The organism is Stenotrophomonas bentonitica (assembly GCF_002887735.1).
Taxonomy (GTDB): domain Bacteria; phylum Pseudomonadota; class Gammaproteobacteria; order Xanthomonadales; family Xanthomonadaceae; genus Stenotrophomonas; species Stenotrophomonas bentonitica_A.
In genome coordinates this window covers 208335-224330 of the sequence record NZ_PKQP01000004.1, presented here as the reverse complement: position 1 = coordinate 224330, position 15996 = coordinate 208335, and the positions used below count along the sequence as shown (strand labels likewise).

Annotated in this window: 15 protein-coding genes; 2 read left to right on the top strand and 13 right to left on the bottom strand. The window is 68.4% G+C overall.

The features are described from left to right. Positions 1-27: 27 nt before the first annotated feature. The 9 genes from C0R07_RS10080 to glnA form a co-directional block, all read right to left on the bottom strand. A complete protein-coding gene (locus tag C0R07_RS10080; protein ID WP_070473801.1) occupies positions 28-594 on the bottom strand; it encodes a superoxide dismutase family protein in 567 nt (188 codons plus the stop codon). A 92-nt stretch (positions 595-686) separates the two neighbouring features. Beyond that, positions 687-2138: a nitrogen regulation protein NR(I) gene (gene ntrC, locus C0R07_RS10075; RefSeq protein ID WP_070473803.1), complete on the bottom strand. Its 1452-nt coding sequence runs from the start codon at positions 2136-2138 to the stop codon at positions 687-689. Beyond that, positions 2131-3189, bottom strand: coding sequence for a two-component system sensor histidine kinase NtrB (locus tag C0R07_RS10070; RefSeq protein ID WP_070473806.1), 1059 nt, complete (start codon positions 3187-3189; stop codon positions 2131-2133). The genes ntrC and C0R07_RS10070 overlap by 8 nt, the downstream gene beginning before the upstream one ends. A gap of 54 nt (positions 3190-3243) precedes the next feature. Further along, positions 3244-3594, bottom strand: coding sequence for a VOC family protein (locus C0R07_RS10065; protein WP_070473808.1), 351 nt, complete (start codon positions 3592-3594; stop codon positions 3244-3246). Positions 3595-3655: 61 nt separating this feature from the next. Beyond that, on the bottom strand, positions 3656-4834 hold the full coding sequence (gene mltA / locus C0R07_RS10060) for a murein transglycosylase A (protein ID WP_070473810.1): 1179 nt from the start codon (positions 4832-4834) through the stop codon (positions 3656-3658). Further along, positions 4831-5580 carry an N-acetylmuramoyl-L-alanine amidase gene (locus C0R07_RS10055; RefSeq protein WP_102788808.1) on the bottom strand — a complete coding sequence of 250 codons (750 nt, stop codon included), beginning with the start codon at positions 5578-5580 and terminating at the stop codon, positions 4831-4833. The genes mltA and C0R07_RS10055 overlap by 4 nt, the downstream gene beginning before the upstream one ends. A 141-nt stretch (positions 5581-5721) precedes the next feature. Next, positions 5722-7155 (bottom strand): ammonium transporter, encoded by a 1434-nt coding sequence (locus C0R07_RS10050; RefSeq protein WP_070473814.1) that lies wholly within the window; start codon positions 7153-7155, stop codon positions 5722-5724. 18 nt (positions 7156-7173) lie between these two features. Beyond that, positions 7174-7512, bottom strand: a complete 339-nt coding sequence (locus C0R07_RS10045) for a P-II family nitrogen regulator (protein WP_019184907.1) — start codon at positions 7510-7512, stop codon at positions 7174-7176. Positions 7513-7859: 347 nt separating this feature from the next. Further along, positions 7860-9269, bottom strand: coding sequence for a type I glutamate--ammonia ligase (gene glnA, locus C0R07_RS10040; RefSeq protein WP_019184908.1), 1410 nt, complete (start codon positions 9267-9269; stop codon positions 7860-7862). Positions 9270-9492: 223 nt separating this feature from the next. Here glnA and C0R07_RS10035 point away from each other — a divergent pair, with 223 nt between their 5' ends. Next, positions 9493-10287 (top strand): undecaprenyl-diphosphate phosphatase, encoded by a 795-nt coding sequence (locus tag C0R07_RS10035; protein ID WP_026070060.1) that lies wholly within the window; start codon positions 9493-9495, stop codon positions 10285-10287. A gap of 71 nt (positions 10288-10358) precedes the next feature. Further along, positions 10359-11183: an META and DUF4377 domain-containing protein gene (locus C0R07_RS10030; protein ID WP_026070061.1), complete on the top strand. Its 825-nt coding sequence runs from the start codon at positions 10359-10361 to the stop codon at positions 11181-11183. A gap of 170 nt (positions 11184-11353) precedes the next feature. Here C0R07_RS10030 and C0R07_RS10025 read toward each other — a convergent pair whose 3' ends face one another. The 4 genes from C0R07_RS10025 to C0R07_RS10010 are packed head-to-tail and all read right to left on the bottom strand — an operon-like array spanning position 11354 to position 15949. Continuing rightward, positions 11354-11965: a YbhB/YbcL family Raf kinase inhibitor-like protein gene (locus tag C0R07_RS10025; RefSeq protein WP_019184911.1), complete on the bottom strand. Its 612-nt coding sequence runs from the start codon at positions 11963-11965 to the stop codon at positions 11354-11356. Between the two features lie 10 nt (positions 11966-11975). Further along, positions 11976-14045, bottom strand: a complete 2070-nt coding sequence (locus C0R07_RS10020; protein WP_070473816.1) for a tetratricopeptide repeat protein — start codon at positions 14043-14045, stop codon at positions 11976-11978. A 60-nt stretch (positions 14046-14105) separates the two neighbouring features. Beyond that, positions 14106-15101 (bottom strand): YheT family hydrolase, encoded by a 996-nt coding sequence (locus tag C0R07_RS10015; protein WP_026070062.1) that lies wholly within the window; start codon positions 15099-15101, stop codon positions 14106-14108. Between the two features lie 56 nt (positions 15102-15157). After that, positions 15158-15949, bottom strand: coding sequence for a lysophospholipid acyltransferase family protein (locus C0R07_RS10010; RefSeq protein ID WP_019184914.1), 792 nt, complete (start codon positions 15947-15949; stop codon positions 15158-15160). Positions 15950-15996: the final 47 nt, after the last annotated feature.

Genomic DNA, 15996 nt, shown 5'->3' with positions numbered 1-15996 from the left:
TAGAAACGACGTCGTGGGAGGGCGCGATCAGCGCACGACCCGGATGACGCCGCAGGCAATGCGGGCGCCGGCGTTGCCGGCCGGCTGGCTGCGGTAATCGTCGGCGTTGGCGTGCACGATCAGTGCACGCCCGGCGATATCGGTGGCTGCGCCGCCGCCAAGCGTAACCGCTGGCAGGCGGATGTCGACATTGACGCGACCCTGCGCATCGGCGCGCAGGTTGTCCATGTCACCGGCGTGATGCGCACCGGCACTGTTGCGGCCGTGCGGCTGACCGGCGGGATTGAAATGCGCGCCAGCGCTGCTCGCGTCGACCGCACTGCAGTCGCCGCGCTCATGCACGTGGAACCCGGCCACCTGCAGCGGCTGCAGGCCACCGATGACCCCGGTGATGTGCACGCCACGGGCATCCGGCACCAGCGCCAGGCGACCACTGACCAGACTGGCCGAGGCCGGCGACAGGTTGGCCTCGGCCATCTGCGCGGTGCTGACCACCGGTACGACGGGGGCGACGGGGCGCGGCGGCGGTGTGCTGCCGCAGGCGGCCAGACCGACCGTGATCGCCGCAGCGAGGACGACATGGGAACTGCGCATGGAAGACTCCTTGGTTGCAAACTAACCGTGTGCTCGTCCACAGGCCATGAAAGCGGCCCGGACATGGCGCACACGCGGTGTGGACATGCGGTTCATCCGCCGCGACGGCGGCCGGCGCCGAGCTTGCGGGTCAGGGTGTTGCGGCCCATGCCCAGCCGCGCGGCGGCCTCGGCACGGCGGCCGTGGGTGATCTGCAGCGCCGCTTCGAGCAGGGCCTGGTCGACCCGGTCACGCACCTGCGCGTGCAGGCCTTCGGCACCTTCGGCCAGACGCTGGCGCGCCCATGCCGAGAGCAACGTTTCCCACTGCCCCGGATCGCCGGCACTGCGCGAGCGCGGTGCGCCGGCACCGCGGTGCAGTGCGCTGTCCACATCGGCCACGCCGATGCTGTCGGCCGCGGCAAGCGCCGCCATGCGCCAGCACACGTTCTCCAGCTCACGCACGTTGCCGGGCCAATCGTGTTCGCGCAGCGCCTGCAGCGCCGCCGCGGTCAGCCGCTTGGGTGGCGTATCCAGTTTGCGCGCGGCCGCGGCCAGGAAGGTCTCGGCCAGTTGCGCGACATCGTCGCGACGCTCACGCAGCGGTGGCAATCGCAACCGCACCACATCCAGCCGGTGCAGCAGATCGGCGCGGAAGCGCCCCTGCGCGACCAGCGTTTCCAGATCCTGATGGGTCGCGGCGATCACACGCACATCGACCCGGATCAACTCGCGCCCGCCGACGCGGAAGAACTCGCCCTCGGCCAGGACGCGCAGCAGGCGCGTCTGCAGCGGCAACGGCATGTCGCCGATTTCATCCAGGAACAAGGTGCCGCCATTGGCCTGCTCGAAGCGGCCGATATGGCGACGCTGTGCACCGGTGAACGCACCCGCCTCGTGGCCGAACAGCTCGCTCTCCAGCAACTCGGACGGAATCGCCGCGGTATTGAGGGCGACGAACGGCCCCTGCACGCGCGGCGACTCGTGGTGCAGCGCATGCGCGACCAGCTCCTTGCCGGTGCCGGTTTCGCCGTTGATCAAGACCGACAACGGCGCCTGCGCGAGGCGCCCGATCGCGCGGAACAGCGCGCGCATCGCCGGCGTATCGCCGACCAGCTGCGGACGCTGATCGGGCGGTATCGTGCTGGCGGTCTCGCTCGGCTCGGCCAAGGTGACATCCGGGGCCGGCAGGACGCGCTGCGCCAGGGCGACCGCATCGTCCAGATCGAATGGCTTGGACAGGAACTCCTGTGCACCGCCGCGGAAGGCACCTGCGGTGCTCGCCACATCGGTATAGGCCGACATCACGATCACCGGCAGCTGCGGATGCGCTGCCTTGAGCTTGTCGAGCAACACCAGCCCATCATCGCCGGGCATGCGGACATCGGTGAACAGCAGATCCGGCGGCACCTGCTCGGCGAGCATCGCCAGCGCGGCAGCCGCACCGTCGAACCCTTCGACACGGTAGCCGGCCTCGCGCAGCGCGGTGCACAGCACGAAGCGCACCGCGCGGTCATCGTCGACCACCCAGACGCGGTGGGCAGTGGTATCGACCTGGTCAGCCATGAGTGGCGGTGTCCTCGGCGGGGGTGCCCTGCCCGATCGGCAGCAGCACGGTGAATACGGTATGGCCCGGGCGCGAGCGGTAGGTCAGGGTGCCGCGATGCTCGCGCGCGACCTGCTGCGCCAGCGCCAGGCCCAGCCCGGTGCCCTCGGCACGACCACTGACCAGCGGCAGGAACAGGTGCTCGGCCAGGTCTTCGGGCACGCCACGGCCGTCATCGGCGATTTCCAGCCGCAGTGCCAGCGGGTGCAGCTGATCGGTGATCCGCACGCCGTGCTCCACGCGCGTGCGCAGGGTGACGGTGCCCGCACCGGCCTGGATCGCATTGCGGACCAGGTTCCACACGGCCTGGGTGAGGCGGTCGGCGTCGCCATCGAACTCGGGAATGCTGGGGTCGTAATCGCGCTGCATCCGGACGGCCCAGCCACCCTCGCTCTCGGCCAGGCGCAGCACGCGCTCCAGCGAGGCATGGATGTTGAGCGCTGCATGCGGCGCGGCCGGCGCCGGCGACAGCAGCTGCTCGAGCAGGCCGTTGAGGCGTTCGATCTCCGAGCCGATCAGCTCGATCAGTTCACGCTCGTCCGGATCGCGTTGCGCGTTGCGCCGTGCCAGCAGCTGGGCCGCGCCTTTCAACCCGGCCAGCGGGTTACGCAGCTCGTGCGCCAGACCCTTGAGCGCGGCACTGAGCGCGCTGGGCAGCGCCTGCGTGGGATCCAGCCCCGGGAATTCATCGACCGGATGCGCCTCCAGCAACCAGCCACCCTCGTCCCAGCGGCTCAGCCAGCCCTCGGCAAAGCGCGGCGCATCGCCCGGCAGCGCCAGGGCCAGCCGGTGCAGGCGCAGGGTGTCGCGCTCGTCACGGGCCAGGAAGTGGGCCAGGGCGTCGCCCTGGGCCTCCAGCGAGGCCATCGGCTGGCCCAGCAAGCGCCGCACGCTCACGCCCAGCCAGCGCGCGAAGGCGGGATTGCAGCCCACCAGGCGGCCACTGGCATCGGCCCAGGCGACCGGGGTGCCGAGGGCGTCGAGGGCGGGAGGCGGGAGCGCGGTGGTCATTGCACCAATGTAGTGCAAAACGGCAAGCCTGTTGATCCCGGTTTCCTGCCTCGCTCACGCATGCTGCAGGATGTTGACCAGCCGGCCCAACGGATCGCGGAGGTAGAACCGACGCACGCCCCACGGTTCGTTGGCTGGGCCATAGGCGATGGGGAGGTTGGCCGCGTTCACCCGACGAAGCAGTTCGTCCAGATCGTCGACCTCGATGGAGAGATCGGGCACGGCGGTACCGGAGCCGCCTTCGGACGCCACACTCACCTGGACGGTCATATCCGCGGATCCCGCATAGGTGCGGATCCAGCCGTGATCCATGACCAGCTCCAGGCCGAGGATGTCCCGATAGAAACTGTCCGCGGCGGACGGATCGGACGCGGCGATATTGGCGATGATGCGTTTGACCTTCATGAGCCCTCCCGGGCGCTGCAACAACCGCACGTATACCCGCCTCCACCAGATCCGCGCGTCGTCAGTTCGCCGTGACCGGCGCCTTCGGCAACGCCACGCCCTTCGGCCACAACATCCAGATCGTGCCCTTCTGCTTCATGTGCCCCGCCAGTTCGCCGGCCGCATCGCCGGTGCCCCAGAACAGGTCCGCGCGGACCTCACCGGTGATGGCACCGCCGGTATCCTGCGCGGCGACCGGGCGCACCAGCGCGGTGCCGCCCGGGCGCGTGGTGGACAGCCACAGCAGGCTGCCCAACGGCACCACGTTGCGATCCACGGCAACGCTGTAGCCGGCGGTCAGCGGCACGTTCAACGAGCCGCGCGGGCCTTCGTCGCTGTCCGGGCCGCGGGTGAAGAACACATAGCTGGGATTGCTGGCAAGCAGTTCGGGCACACGGGTCGGGTGGGCATCGGCCCAGGCGCGGATGGCGGCCATGCTGACGTCGGCTTGCTTCAGTTCACCCTGCTCCACCAGCCAGCGGCCGATGGGGCGATAGGGATGGCCATTCTGGTCGGCGTAGGCGATCCGCAGCTGACGGCCATCGGCCAGCTGGACGCGGCCCGATCCCTGGATCTGCAGGAACTGCAGGTCCATCGGGCTGGTCAGCCAGGCCAGTACGGGTGCCTTGACGCCGTTCGCGGCGATCCGCGCGGCATCGTCATACGGCTTGAGCACGCGCCCTTCCACGCGTCCGCGCAGGCGCTTGCCCTTGAGTTCGGGATAAAGACTCTCGAGCTGGACGCTGATCATGTCGTCGGGCACACCGTACACCGGCACCGCCGCCTTGGCGGTGCGGGTGAGGCTGCCGGCATAGATCGGCTCGTAGTAACCGGTGATCAGGCCATCGGCCCGGTTGCCACCGGCGCGCAGGGCATAGACGTCGAGATTCGCCTGCAGGAACTGGCGGATGGCGGCCGGCGTGGTGGCAACCTTGGCGGCCGCGGCGCAGGTGGGTGCCCAGTTGGCCTCTGTCTTCAGGCGCGGGCAGGCACTGCGCCAGGCGGCGAAGCCGGCCTGCAGATCGGCGTCCGCGACGGCGGGCAATGCGTTCCAACTCGTCTTTGCGTAGGTGCTGGTGGGCACGGTCGCTGGCGATGACGCAGGGCGCTGCGGCGCGACCGCGCAGGCGCTCAACATGGCCAACCCGACCCCCGACAGCGCGGCGTGCTTGAGTGCGTGGCGAAGGGAATCGGACTTCATGGGCTGCGTTCCTGTTGCAGCAGCAGCGAGTGCAGGATGCGGGCGTCTTCGGCATCAAGATCTGCGGGAAGATCGTCGCGCCCGCGGAAGCGGCGATGGAAGGCGCCGACGGCGGCCGCCCGGTCGTCCATCGGGTAGCCGAAGGCCTGCAGGGCCATCCAGGCATCAAAGCCGGCCGGTGCCGGGCCATCGGCTGCGCGCGGCCATACGCCGAAACCGGCTTCGGCCAGTTGCTGCCACGGGAAGAAACGGCTGGGATCCTGCTTGCGCGAGGGGGCCAGATCGGCATGCGCGATGATCTGGCTGGGCGGAATGCGCAGGCGCGTGCACAGGTCATCCAGCAGGCGGATCAGGGCCGCGATCTGTGCCGGTGCGAACGGCGTGTCGCCATCGTTGTCGATCTCGATGCCGATCGAGGCCGAGTTGAGATCGGTGATCGTCCCCCAGCGACCGGGACCGGCATGCCAGGCGCGCCGGTCATCGCCGACCAGTTGGTAGATGTGGCCATCGGCCCCGACCAGATAGTGCGAACTGACCTTGCCGCCGCTGTTGGCGCTGCGCAGCGTGTCCAGGCTCTGCTGCACGGAATGCTGATCGGTGTGGTGCAGCACGATCACCACCGGCGCGCGCGCGTTGTGGTTCGGCGACGGCACCCAGGTGGCGAGCGGGCTGCGGACCTCGGTGCTGGCGCAGGCGGCGAGCAGCAGAAGGGCGAGCAGTGCGAGGGAAGTACGGGTCACGTGCATGCCTGCATTGTGCGTGATTGCACGATCAGCTGCCAAAGCACGGTAATGCCCGGCAGGCGCCCACAAAAAACCGGCGACCCGAAGGCCGCCGGCAAAGGTAGAACATCTCTCTCTCGTTTCTAATGCGGTAGCGCGCGCGGATCAGGCCTCGTAGGCCGACTCGCCGTGCGAGGTGACGTCCAGGCCGGTGCGCTCTGCTTCTTCAGTGACGCGCAGGCCAAACACCATGCGCACCACCAGCAGGATCAGCACGGTGGCTACGGCACACCAGACGATGGTGAAGCCGACGCTGACCAGCTGCACCCAGACCTGGTGGCCGATGTCCAGGTCGGCCTTGGTGCCGCCCAGCGATTGCGCGCTGAACACACCGGTGAGCAGCGCACCGACGATGCCGCCGATGCCGTGCACGCCGAACACATCGGCGGTGTCATCGACCTTGAGCAGGCGCTTGAGGCCGGTGACGCCCCAGACGCAGACCACGCCGGCGACCAGGCCGATCACGATCGCGCCCAGCGGGCCGACGGTGCCGCAGGCCGGGGTGATGCCGACCAGGCCGGCGACGGCGCCGGAGGCAGCGCCCAGCGCGGACGGCTTGCCCTTGCTGACCGCTTCGACCAGGGTCCAGCCCAGTACCGCGGCGGCGGTGGCGAGGATGGTGTTGATGAAGGCCAGCGAGGCGACGGTGTCGGCGGCGGCGGCCGAGCCGGCGTTGAAGCCGAACCAGCCCACCCACAGCAGCATCGCGCCGATGTAGGTGAACGGCACGTTGTGCGGCTTCAATGCGGTCTGGCCGTAGCCGATGCGCTTGCCGACGAAGTACGCCCCCACCAGGCCCGCCACGCCGGCATTGATGTGGACCACGGTGCCACCGGCGAAGTCGATCGCGCCCATCTCACCCAGATAGCCGCCGCCCCACACGATGTGCGCCATCGGGATGTAGCTCAGGGTGAACCACAGGGCCGAGAACAGCAGCACGGCCTTGAACTTGATGCGCTCGGCGAACGCACCGACGATCAGCGCGGTGGTAATGCCGGCGAAGGTCGACTGGAAGGCGACGAACAGGTAGTCCGGCAGGCCGGCGATCGGCGTGTTGCCGACGGTATCCGGGCCGAAGCCCTTGAGGAAGGCGAACTCGGTGAACGAGCCGAAGAAGGCGTTGCCTTGGCTGAACACCGCGCTGTAGCCGTAGGCCACCCACAGCATCAGCACCAGCGAGAACACCACCAGGATCTGGCTGAGGATGGACAGCACGTTCTTGGAGCGCACCAGGCCGCCGTAGAACAGGGCCAGGCCCGGCACCACCATCAGCAGCACCAGCAGGGTGGAGGTGAGCATCCAGGCGACATCGCCGTGATCGAACGTGGCCGCCGCGGCGGCTTCGGCGACCGGGGCGGCCGTGGCTTCCGGCGTGGCCGGCAGCGGCTCGACCGCGACCGTCTCCGACGGTGCCGGGGTAACCTGGGCCTGGGCGTGCGCACTGGTGGAGAAGGCACCGACGGCCAGCGCGCTGAGCACCATCATCAGGCACACGGCATGGAACCGGGCTTGCCACCCGGTGAACAAAGAGGTCTTCATTGTGGGCTCCGAGTGGGGTTAGAGCGCGTCAGCGCCGATTTCGCCGGTGCGGATGCGGACGACCTGTTCGACCGCGGTGACAAAGATCTTGCCGTCGCCGATCTTGCCGGTGCCGGCCGCGGTCTGGATGGCCTCGACCACGGCCTCCAGGCGATCGTCGGTCACGACGGTCTCGATCTTGATCTTCGGCAGGAAATCCACGACGTACTCCGCGCCGCGATACAACTCGGTGTGGCCCTTCTGGCGCCCGAAGCCTTTGACTTCGGTCACGGTGATGCCCGACACGCCAGCGTCGGAGAGGGCCTCGCGGACCTCGTCGAGCTTGAACGGCCGGATGATGGCGGAGATCAGTTTCATGCGCATATCCCGATGGTGGATGGAACCGGCCCGCATGGGGCCGATGTCAGGTCAACCGGCGGCCACTTGCACATGGCCGCCGGTCGTTGCGCCGAACGTTGCATGGGCCACGCCGTTGCCGACGCCCGAAGGGCGACGCCAGCGGTGACGCGGGAGGGAGGAAGGGCCCATGACACGCGTCCGGTCTCTTGCCCCTGGTGGTAGAGCGGACCAACGGTCCGCTCTACCTTTTTCAGCGGACCGACGGTCCGCTCTACAACATGGTCGCCTTGCCGGCTCCCCAGCCGGAAAAGCGGCGACGATGACGAAGGGTGGGAGGGAAATCCTTCGTCATCGTCACCTGTTGCTCAGTTCGCGTAGTACATCTGGTACTCGAGCGGGTGGGTCGCCGCGCGGAACTTGGTGACTTCCTGCATCTTCAGCGCGATGTAGCCGTCGATGAAGTCGTCGCTCATCACGCCACCGGCCTTGAGGAACTCGCGGTCCTTGTCCAGCGCTTCCAGGGCCTGGTCCAGCGAGGAGCAGACCTGCGGGATCAGCTTCTCTTCTTCCGGCGGCAGGTCGTACAGATCCTTGTCGCTCGGTGCGCCCGGGTCGATCTGGTTCTTGATGCCGTCCAGGCCGGCCATCATCAGCACGGTGAAGGTCAGGTAGCCGGACTGGATCGGATCGGGGAAGCGCATTTCGATGCGGCGCGCCTTCGGGTTGGACACCCACGGAATGCGGCACGAGGCGGAACGGTTGCGGGCCGAGTAGGCCAGCATCACCGGGGCTTCGAAGCCCGGGACCAGGCGCTTGTAGCTGTTGGTGCCAGAGTTGGCGAAGGCATTGATCGCCTTGGCGTGCTTGAAGATGCCGCCGATGTACCACAGCGCCAGCTGGCTCAGGCCGCCGTAGCCATCACCGGAGAACAGGTTGGTGCCGCCCTTGGAGAGCGACTGGTGCACGTGCATGCCGCTGCCGTTGTCGCCGACCAGCGGCTTGGGCATGAAGGTGGCGGTCTTGCCGTTGCGGTGGGCGACGTTCTTGATGACGTGCTTCATGCGCAGCAGTTCATCGGCCTTCTGCACCAGGGTGCTGAACTTGGTGCCGATCTCGCACTGGCCGGCGGTCGCCACTTCGTGGTGCTGCACTTCCACTTCGATGCCGACCTGTTCCAGGGTCTTGCACATTTCCGCACGCAGGTCGTGCAGCGAGTCGGTCGGCGGGACCGGGAAGTAGCCGCCCTTGACGGCCGGACGGTAGCCGCTGTTGGCGCCGTCGTACTTGTCACCGGTGCTCCAGGCCGCTTCTTCGGAATCGATCTTGAAGAAGGTGTGGCCCATGTCGTTGGCGAAGCGGACCGAATCGAAGATGAAGAACTCCGGCTCCGGACCGAAGAAGGCCTGCTCGGCGATGCCGGAGGACTTCAGGTAAGCCTCGGCGCGCTTGGCGATGCCGCGCGGGCAGCGGCCGTACGGCTGCATGGTGGCCGGATCGAGGATGTCGCAGCTGATGACCAGGGTCGGGTCGGCGTAGAACGGGTCGATGTAGGCGCTGGACGGGTCCGGCAGCAGGACCATGTCCGACTCGTTGATGCCCTTCCAGCCGGCGATCGAGCTGCCATCGAACATCTTGCCTTCTTCAAACAGCGACGGCTCCACGATGCTGACCGGGAAGGTGACGTGCTGCTCGATACCACGCATATCGACGAAACGCAGGTCGACGAACTCGATCTGGTTGTCCTTGATCAGCTTCTCAACATTTTCCACGGACATCGGTGAAACCTCAGATGGGTGATTGCCTGAGTGGATAGAGCAATCCCCGTGCCAACTTTTCAGACTTCACAAACCCTTGATTTCACTGGGCTGCCCGCCCCCGCAGTGCACGCCCATCCGCACCAAAATAGTGCACCCCCTGCACCACGCACACATTTGGTGCGGGACGCGGATGTTTTATGCTGCCTCCCGATTTCACCCATTCCGAGCCCCAGCCCCCCCGATGTCCGACCTGCTCTCCGCCCTCCTTCTGGGCATTCTTGAAGGCCTCACCGAATTCCTGCCGATCTCCAGCACCGGCCACCTGCTGATCGCCCAGCACTGGTTGGGCGCACGCTCGGACTTCTTCAACATCATCATCCAGGCCGGCGCGATCCTGGCGATCACGCTGGTGTTCCGGCAGCGGCTGTGGACCCTGGCGACCGGCCTGCATGAGCGCGCCAACCGCGATTACGTGCTCAAGCTCGGCACCGCCTTCCTGGTCACCGCCGTGGTCGGCCTGCCGGTCCGCCTGGCCGGCTGGGAACTGCCGGAGACGGTCACGCCGGTAGCCTGGGCACTGATCATCGGCGGCCTGTGGATGATCCTGGTGGAGGCCTACACCGCACGCCTGCCCGAGCGCGATGAGGTGACCTGGAAGGTCGCCATCCTGGTCGGTGTGGCGCAGGTGGTGGCCGGTGTGTTCCCGGGCACCTCGCGGTCGGCGGCGGCGATCTTCATCGCGATGCTGTTCGGCCTGAGCCGCCGCGCGAAAGCCACCGAGTTCGTGTTCCTGGTCGGCATCCCGACCATGTTCGCCGCCAGCGGCTATGCCTTCCTGGAACTGGCCAAGGACGGCAAGCTCGCCAGTGAGAACTGGACCGACGTCGGCGTGGCCTTCCTTGCCGCGGTCGTCACCGGCTTCATCGTAGTGAAGTGGTTGCTGGGCTACATCAAGTCGCACAAGTTCACGGCGTTCGCGGTCTACCGCATCGCACTGGGCGCGGCCTTGCTGCTCTGGTTGCCCGCTGGCAACTGAACGGCCCGGCGCCGACCTGACCCCGTTGGGGGCGCGTCGGCGTTTTTCCCCAGGTTCCCAAGGAGATGTACATGAAACGCACCCTGATGCTGATGCTGCCGCTGGCCCTGATGGCCGCCTGCAGCAACCCTTCCACCGCCCCGGCCGGCCGCGATGACCTCGCCCCGGCACCGACCGCCGCCGCCGACCAGGCTGCCGTGGCCCGCCTGGATGTGCAGCGCCTGCAGGGCAGCCATTGGCGCCTGGAATCGGCCACCGATGCCAGCGGCAAGCGCATCGATGCGCTGTTCGCCCGCGCCGACAAGCCGGTCACGCTGGACTTCAAGGATGACCGCATCGCGATCAGCAACACCTGCAACCGCATGGGCGGGGGCTACACGCTGGCCGATGGTTCGCTGACCGTCTCGCCGATGGCCTCGACCATGATGGCCTGCACCGACAAGAACCTGATGGCGCTGGACCAGGCCGTGGGCAGCCGCCTGGAAGGCGCGCTCAAGACCGAGCTGGGCGATGCCGGCCAACTGACCCTGCGTACCGCCAACGGCGATGTGCTGGTGTTCACCCCGGAGCCGACCGCTGAGACCCGCTACGGCGGCGAAGGCGAAACGGTGTTCCTGGAGGTGGCCGCGCAGACCAAGCCGTGCCCGCACCCGCTGATCCGCGACAAGCAGTGCCTGCAGACGCGCGAGATCCGCTACGACGCCAACGGCATCAAGCAGGGCGAGCCGGGCGAGTGGCAGAACTTCTACGACGTCATCGAGGGCTACACCCACGAAGACGGCGTGCGCAACGTGGTGCGCGTGAAGCGCTACACGATCGCCAACCCACCGGCCGATGCCTCGTCCAACGCTTACGTGCTGGACATGGTGGTCGAGTCGGCGAACGAGAAGAAATAAGAACGCAGAAGGGCGGCCGCTGGCCGCCCTTCTTCATCCTGTAGTGCCGGCCGCTGGCGGGCTCCGGACTGTAGTGCCGGCCGCTGGCCGGCTCCCGACAGCGCAGTACCGACCAACGGTCGGTACCTACCGGATGTAACGCCGACCAACGGTCGGCACCCACCGGGGGATCACGCCAGCGCCGGGTTCAACGTATACGTGCCATGCAGCGATGCTTCGGCCAGCACGTGCCCGTGCATCGCATGCAGCACATCGGCAGCGGTAAACGGCGTGGGCAGCTCCAGCTGCGCCACGTCCAGCGCGAACACGCGGAAGAAGTAGCGGTGCACGCGCTCGTCGTTGAACGGCGGGTACGGGCCGTCATAGCCCAGGTACTGGCCGGCCATGTCCGGATTGCCGGCGAACCAACCGGTGAAATCGTTCAGGCCCTGGCGGCTGCCCGCCGGGCCGGCCGGCTGGGTCTTGCCGCGCACGGTGAAGCCGTCGCTGCAGCTGCCCGCGGCCAGCGCGCGCACATCGGCCGGAATATCGGCCATCGCCCAGTGCGCGAAGTGCGCACGCGGTTGATCGCGTGGCACCGTGCAATCCTGGCGGCCGACCGTATCGGGCACGGTCGGCACATCCGGGTCGATGCACAGCAGCGCGAACGACCGGGTGCCGGCCGGCACATCGTGCCAGGCCAGCTGCGGGTTGCGGTTGGGGGCGAAGCCTTCGGCATCGCCGGCCGCGAAGGTGGCGGCGATCGGTTGGCCGTTGGTGATGCTGTCACTGCTCAGATGCATACAGGTCTCCTCATTCTTCCGGGTAACCCAGGCGCACCGCGACCGAGGTCAGCAGCGCGAACGCCGGCCCCATCACCTCGCGGTAATCGCGCCAGTGGCCGGGGGCCATGCGGGCCGGGCCCAGCGTGCCGGCCGGCGGGAAACGCATGCCGAAGTGGGCACCGAGGTACTCGGCCATCGCCTGCGGATCGTTGCCGATCTCGTCGATCTTCAACAGCGCGTGCGGGTACAGGCTCTGCTCGTGCAGGGTGGCGACCTGGGCCAGCGCACGCGCCAGCCATTCGGCCGCTTCGTGCACCGAGGTCACCGCGAGCGGGGCCGGGGCACTGAAGGCGATCCACTCCAGCAGCATGTCGCGCGGGTCGCGCAGCACGATGACCAGGCGTGCCTCCGGCAGCTGGGGGCGCAGCGCCCACAGCAGCGCGTTGTCCCACCACAGCAGCCAATCGATCACCGCCCCGTCGGCGATGCCCCGGGCTGGCAACTGGCTGCGCCACTGCTCCACCAGTGCCTCGGGCGTGAGCTTGCCGGTCGAGAGCTCCTGCAGCGTGTGATAGCGCTGGAAGGGATCGTTGGGCGGCGTCGGCCCGAAGCGGTCACCACGCATCACCGGGCTGGCGGCGGCCATCGCGGCGACCACGCGTTCAACGCCGGAGCCGGGTGCGCCCCAGATGAACAGCGGGGCGATCGCATTGTCTTCAGCCACCGGCGCAAGGTCCGGCCAGCTCAGCGGTGCCTTGGCCTGCGGCGGCAGGGGCAGGCGCTGCGGCGCCTCGGCCGCATGCAGGTCGACCCACGTCCGCAGCGCATCCTGGTACTGGCCGGCACGGTCCTGCACAGAGCCCAGCCAGGCGCGCAGCCCCGCCCGGGCATCCTCCGGGGCCGTGTCCAGCAGCGCCTGCACGCGCGCGATCGCGGCAGCCGGCTCACGCGTGAGCAGTCCATCGACCAGGCGCACTTCACCGGAAACCCGGCCCGGCTCCAGCGCGACGATGCGCTCGGCCACGGCCTCGGCCTGGTCGGCTTCGTTGTTCATGTCGTGCAGGCGCAAACGCGTTTCCAGTGCCGGCAGGTGCTCCGGCATGGCCTGCAGCCAGCGTTCGCCCACGGCCACCGCTTCCGGGCCACCCACCGGTTCCACGGTAAGGCGCGCCATCCACAGGTCATGCACCTCGGGATGATCGGCCAGGGTCGCATCCAGCGTCTCGCGGGCCTGCTGTTCACGGCCCAGGCGCTGCCACGCCATCAGCAGCAGCTGCAGCGTGTGCCGATCGGAGGGCCACTGCGCCAGCACCGGCAGCAGGTGCTCCAGCGCCTGCAACGGCTGGCCGGCCTGCAGTTCGAGCTCGCCGGCCAGGCGGCGCATGGCCGGCGTATCGCCGCCGGGCACGGCCAGGACCTGGCGCATCATGTCCGCTGCGCTCTCCAGGTTGCCCTGGCGCAGCGCGAGCTGGACGACCAGCCCCTGCAGGGCGGTGGTGGCCGGATTCAGGGCAAGTACCCGGCGGAAGGCCTGCTCGGCGAAGGCCAGCATGTCCTTGCCCAGGTAGGCAAAGCCCAGTGCGTAAAGCACCCGGGCATCATCCGGCAGCGCCTGGCTGGCCGCCGAGAGCTGGGCCAGCGCGCGATCCACCTCACCCCGGCGCAGCGCGACCATGCCCGAGAGGGCGGCCAGTTCCGGATGTTCCTCATCCACGCGCAGGCCCAGGCGGGTCAGGCGGTCGGCGTCGTCCACATCATTGCGGGCCAGTGCCAGGTGCGCCTGCATCACGTACGCGGACAGTTCGTTGGGGTTGAGTTCGGCGGTGCGGTCCAGCGCCGAGCCGGCCGCGTCGAACTGGCGCAGGGCCAGCAACAGGCCGGCCTGCTGCAGATGCAGGTCGGCGTTGTCCGGCGCCAGCGTCAGGGCCTGCTGCAGGCTGGCCAGCGCGTCATCGAACTGGCCCTGCTGCTGCAGCGACAGCGACAGCCAGCGGTGCGCCTGCGGCTGCTCCGGCTCGGCCGCGATCCACTCGCGCGCCAGCTGCACGGCATCGTCCACCGCATTGCGGCGCAGGGCTTGGAGAATCTGGTCTTGCATGACGGTCCGAACTCGAGGGCAAACCCCGATTGTAGCGGGGCCGGCCGGCCAGAACGGCTGTCAGGCCGGCGTGTTCGCCTCGATCCGCAGCCGCTGGGCCACCCAGCGCTCGGAGAAGCCATCACCACGCCAGTTTTCCAGGAAGCCGCAGTGGCCACCCCACGGGGCGATTTCCAGGTGGGCGTGGGCCGGCAGCCGCCAGCCGTTGAAGGTGGCGAACGGGATCACCGGGTCATCCTGCGCCATCAGGATGTCGGCCGGCACCTGCAGCCCGGCCAGGCGGTCGCCCGCGATGGAGTAACCATCGAAGTAGGCCTGCAGCGAACCGAACTCGGTGTGGTGCTCGACCAGCCAGGCGGTCAGCGCGCGGATGTCCAGCTTGAGCACGCGGTCGTCCCAGTCGCTCAGCTCGGGGAACAGATCGCGCTTGCGACGCAGCGAGCCGGCCCATTTGCGCCGGAAGTACCAGTCGTACATCGCCGGGCCGTTCTCGATGCTCTCCATCGTGATCGCCGGGTCCAGCACCGGGCACACCGAGGCCACGCGGCGCAGCGGCACGCCGGCCGAGGGCGCGCGCAGGGCCAGGCGCAGCACGAAGTTGCCGCCCAGCGAATAGCCGGCGGCGACCAGCGGCAGCTCGGGCCAGCGGCGGGCGATGTCACCGGCTGCGTGCACCACTTCATCGATGCGGTTGGAGTGGAAGATGCCCGGGTTGAGGTGGTGGGTATTGCCATGGTCGCGGAAATTCAGCCGCACCACGTCGTAGCCTTCTTCCAGCAGCCGCGCGGCGGTCATGCGCATGTAGCTCGATTCGGCACTGCCTTCCCAACCATGCAGCAGCAGCGCCATGCCGACCGGCTGGCGCCCCTGGAGGTAGCTGTGCCAGCCCTGCAGGCGCACGCCTTCACCGCCATCGAGGATCAGCTCGTCGGTGTGCGCGCCGGTCGCCGCCAGCAGCACCAGCCCGCGCTGCATCCGCATCCGGCTCGAGCTGAGCATCGACTGCAGGTGCGGGTTGCGCAGCCAACGCGGGGGGTGATAGTCGGCAGCGGTCAACATGGGCGCGAGCCTGCTCCCGGCCGCGACGCTGGCGTGTGAAGGACCACCACCGCTTACTCGGCGGACATGGCCGCCAGGATGCGCGCGCGCGAGGTTTCCGCGATGCGGCGACGGCCTTCCAGATCGTGGGTATCAATGGGCGCGAGGAAGTGCACCTCGGCCCGCCGTGCCGGCTCTCCCAGCAGACGCAGGAAGTTGGCGAAGAAACTCTCTTTCGGGCCGAACGCGACAATGGTCTGCGCGTCACCGCGCCAGCCGTAGCGCAACGCGACCGGCTGCACCGGGACCTGGGTCTCGACCGCGGCCTGGAAGATGCGCGCATGGAAGGGGCCGACTTCATGGCCACCGCGGGTGCGCCCTTCCGGGAACACGCCCACTGCCTTGCCCTCGCGCAGGCGCACGACCATTTCCTGCATCACCCCACCCAGCGACTCGGTGCTGCCGCGCTGGTGGAAGATGGTCTGCCCGCGCGCGGCCAGCCAGCCGACCACCGGCCAGCCGGCGATCTCCTGCTTGGCCACGAAGCCCATCATGCGCTGGCTGTGCAGCATCGAAATATCGACCCAGCTGACATGGTTGGCCACGAACAGCACCGCACCCGGCAGCGGTGTGCCGATCCGGTGCAGGCGGAAGCCGAAGATCCACATCAGCCCGCCCGACCAGGCGTTCACCGCCGCATGCTCGAACGTGCGCTGGCCCACGCGCACGCGCCCCCACGGCGGCAGCATGGCGATCAGCAGCATCGGCAGGAACAGCAACAGGTGGACCAGCAGCAGCGGTACGCGGTACAGGTAACGGCACACACGCGCCACGCCGCCACGTGAGGCCGGAGTGGGGGAATTCATCCGCGAACGATACCCGAGCGCCGCAGGCTCTGCCAGCGGAATCCGGA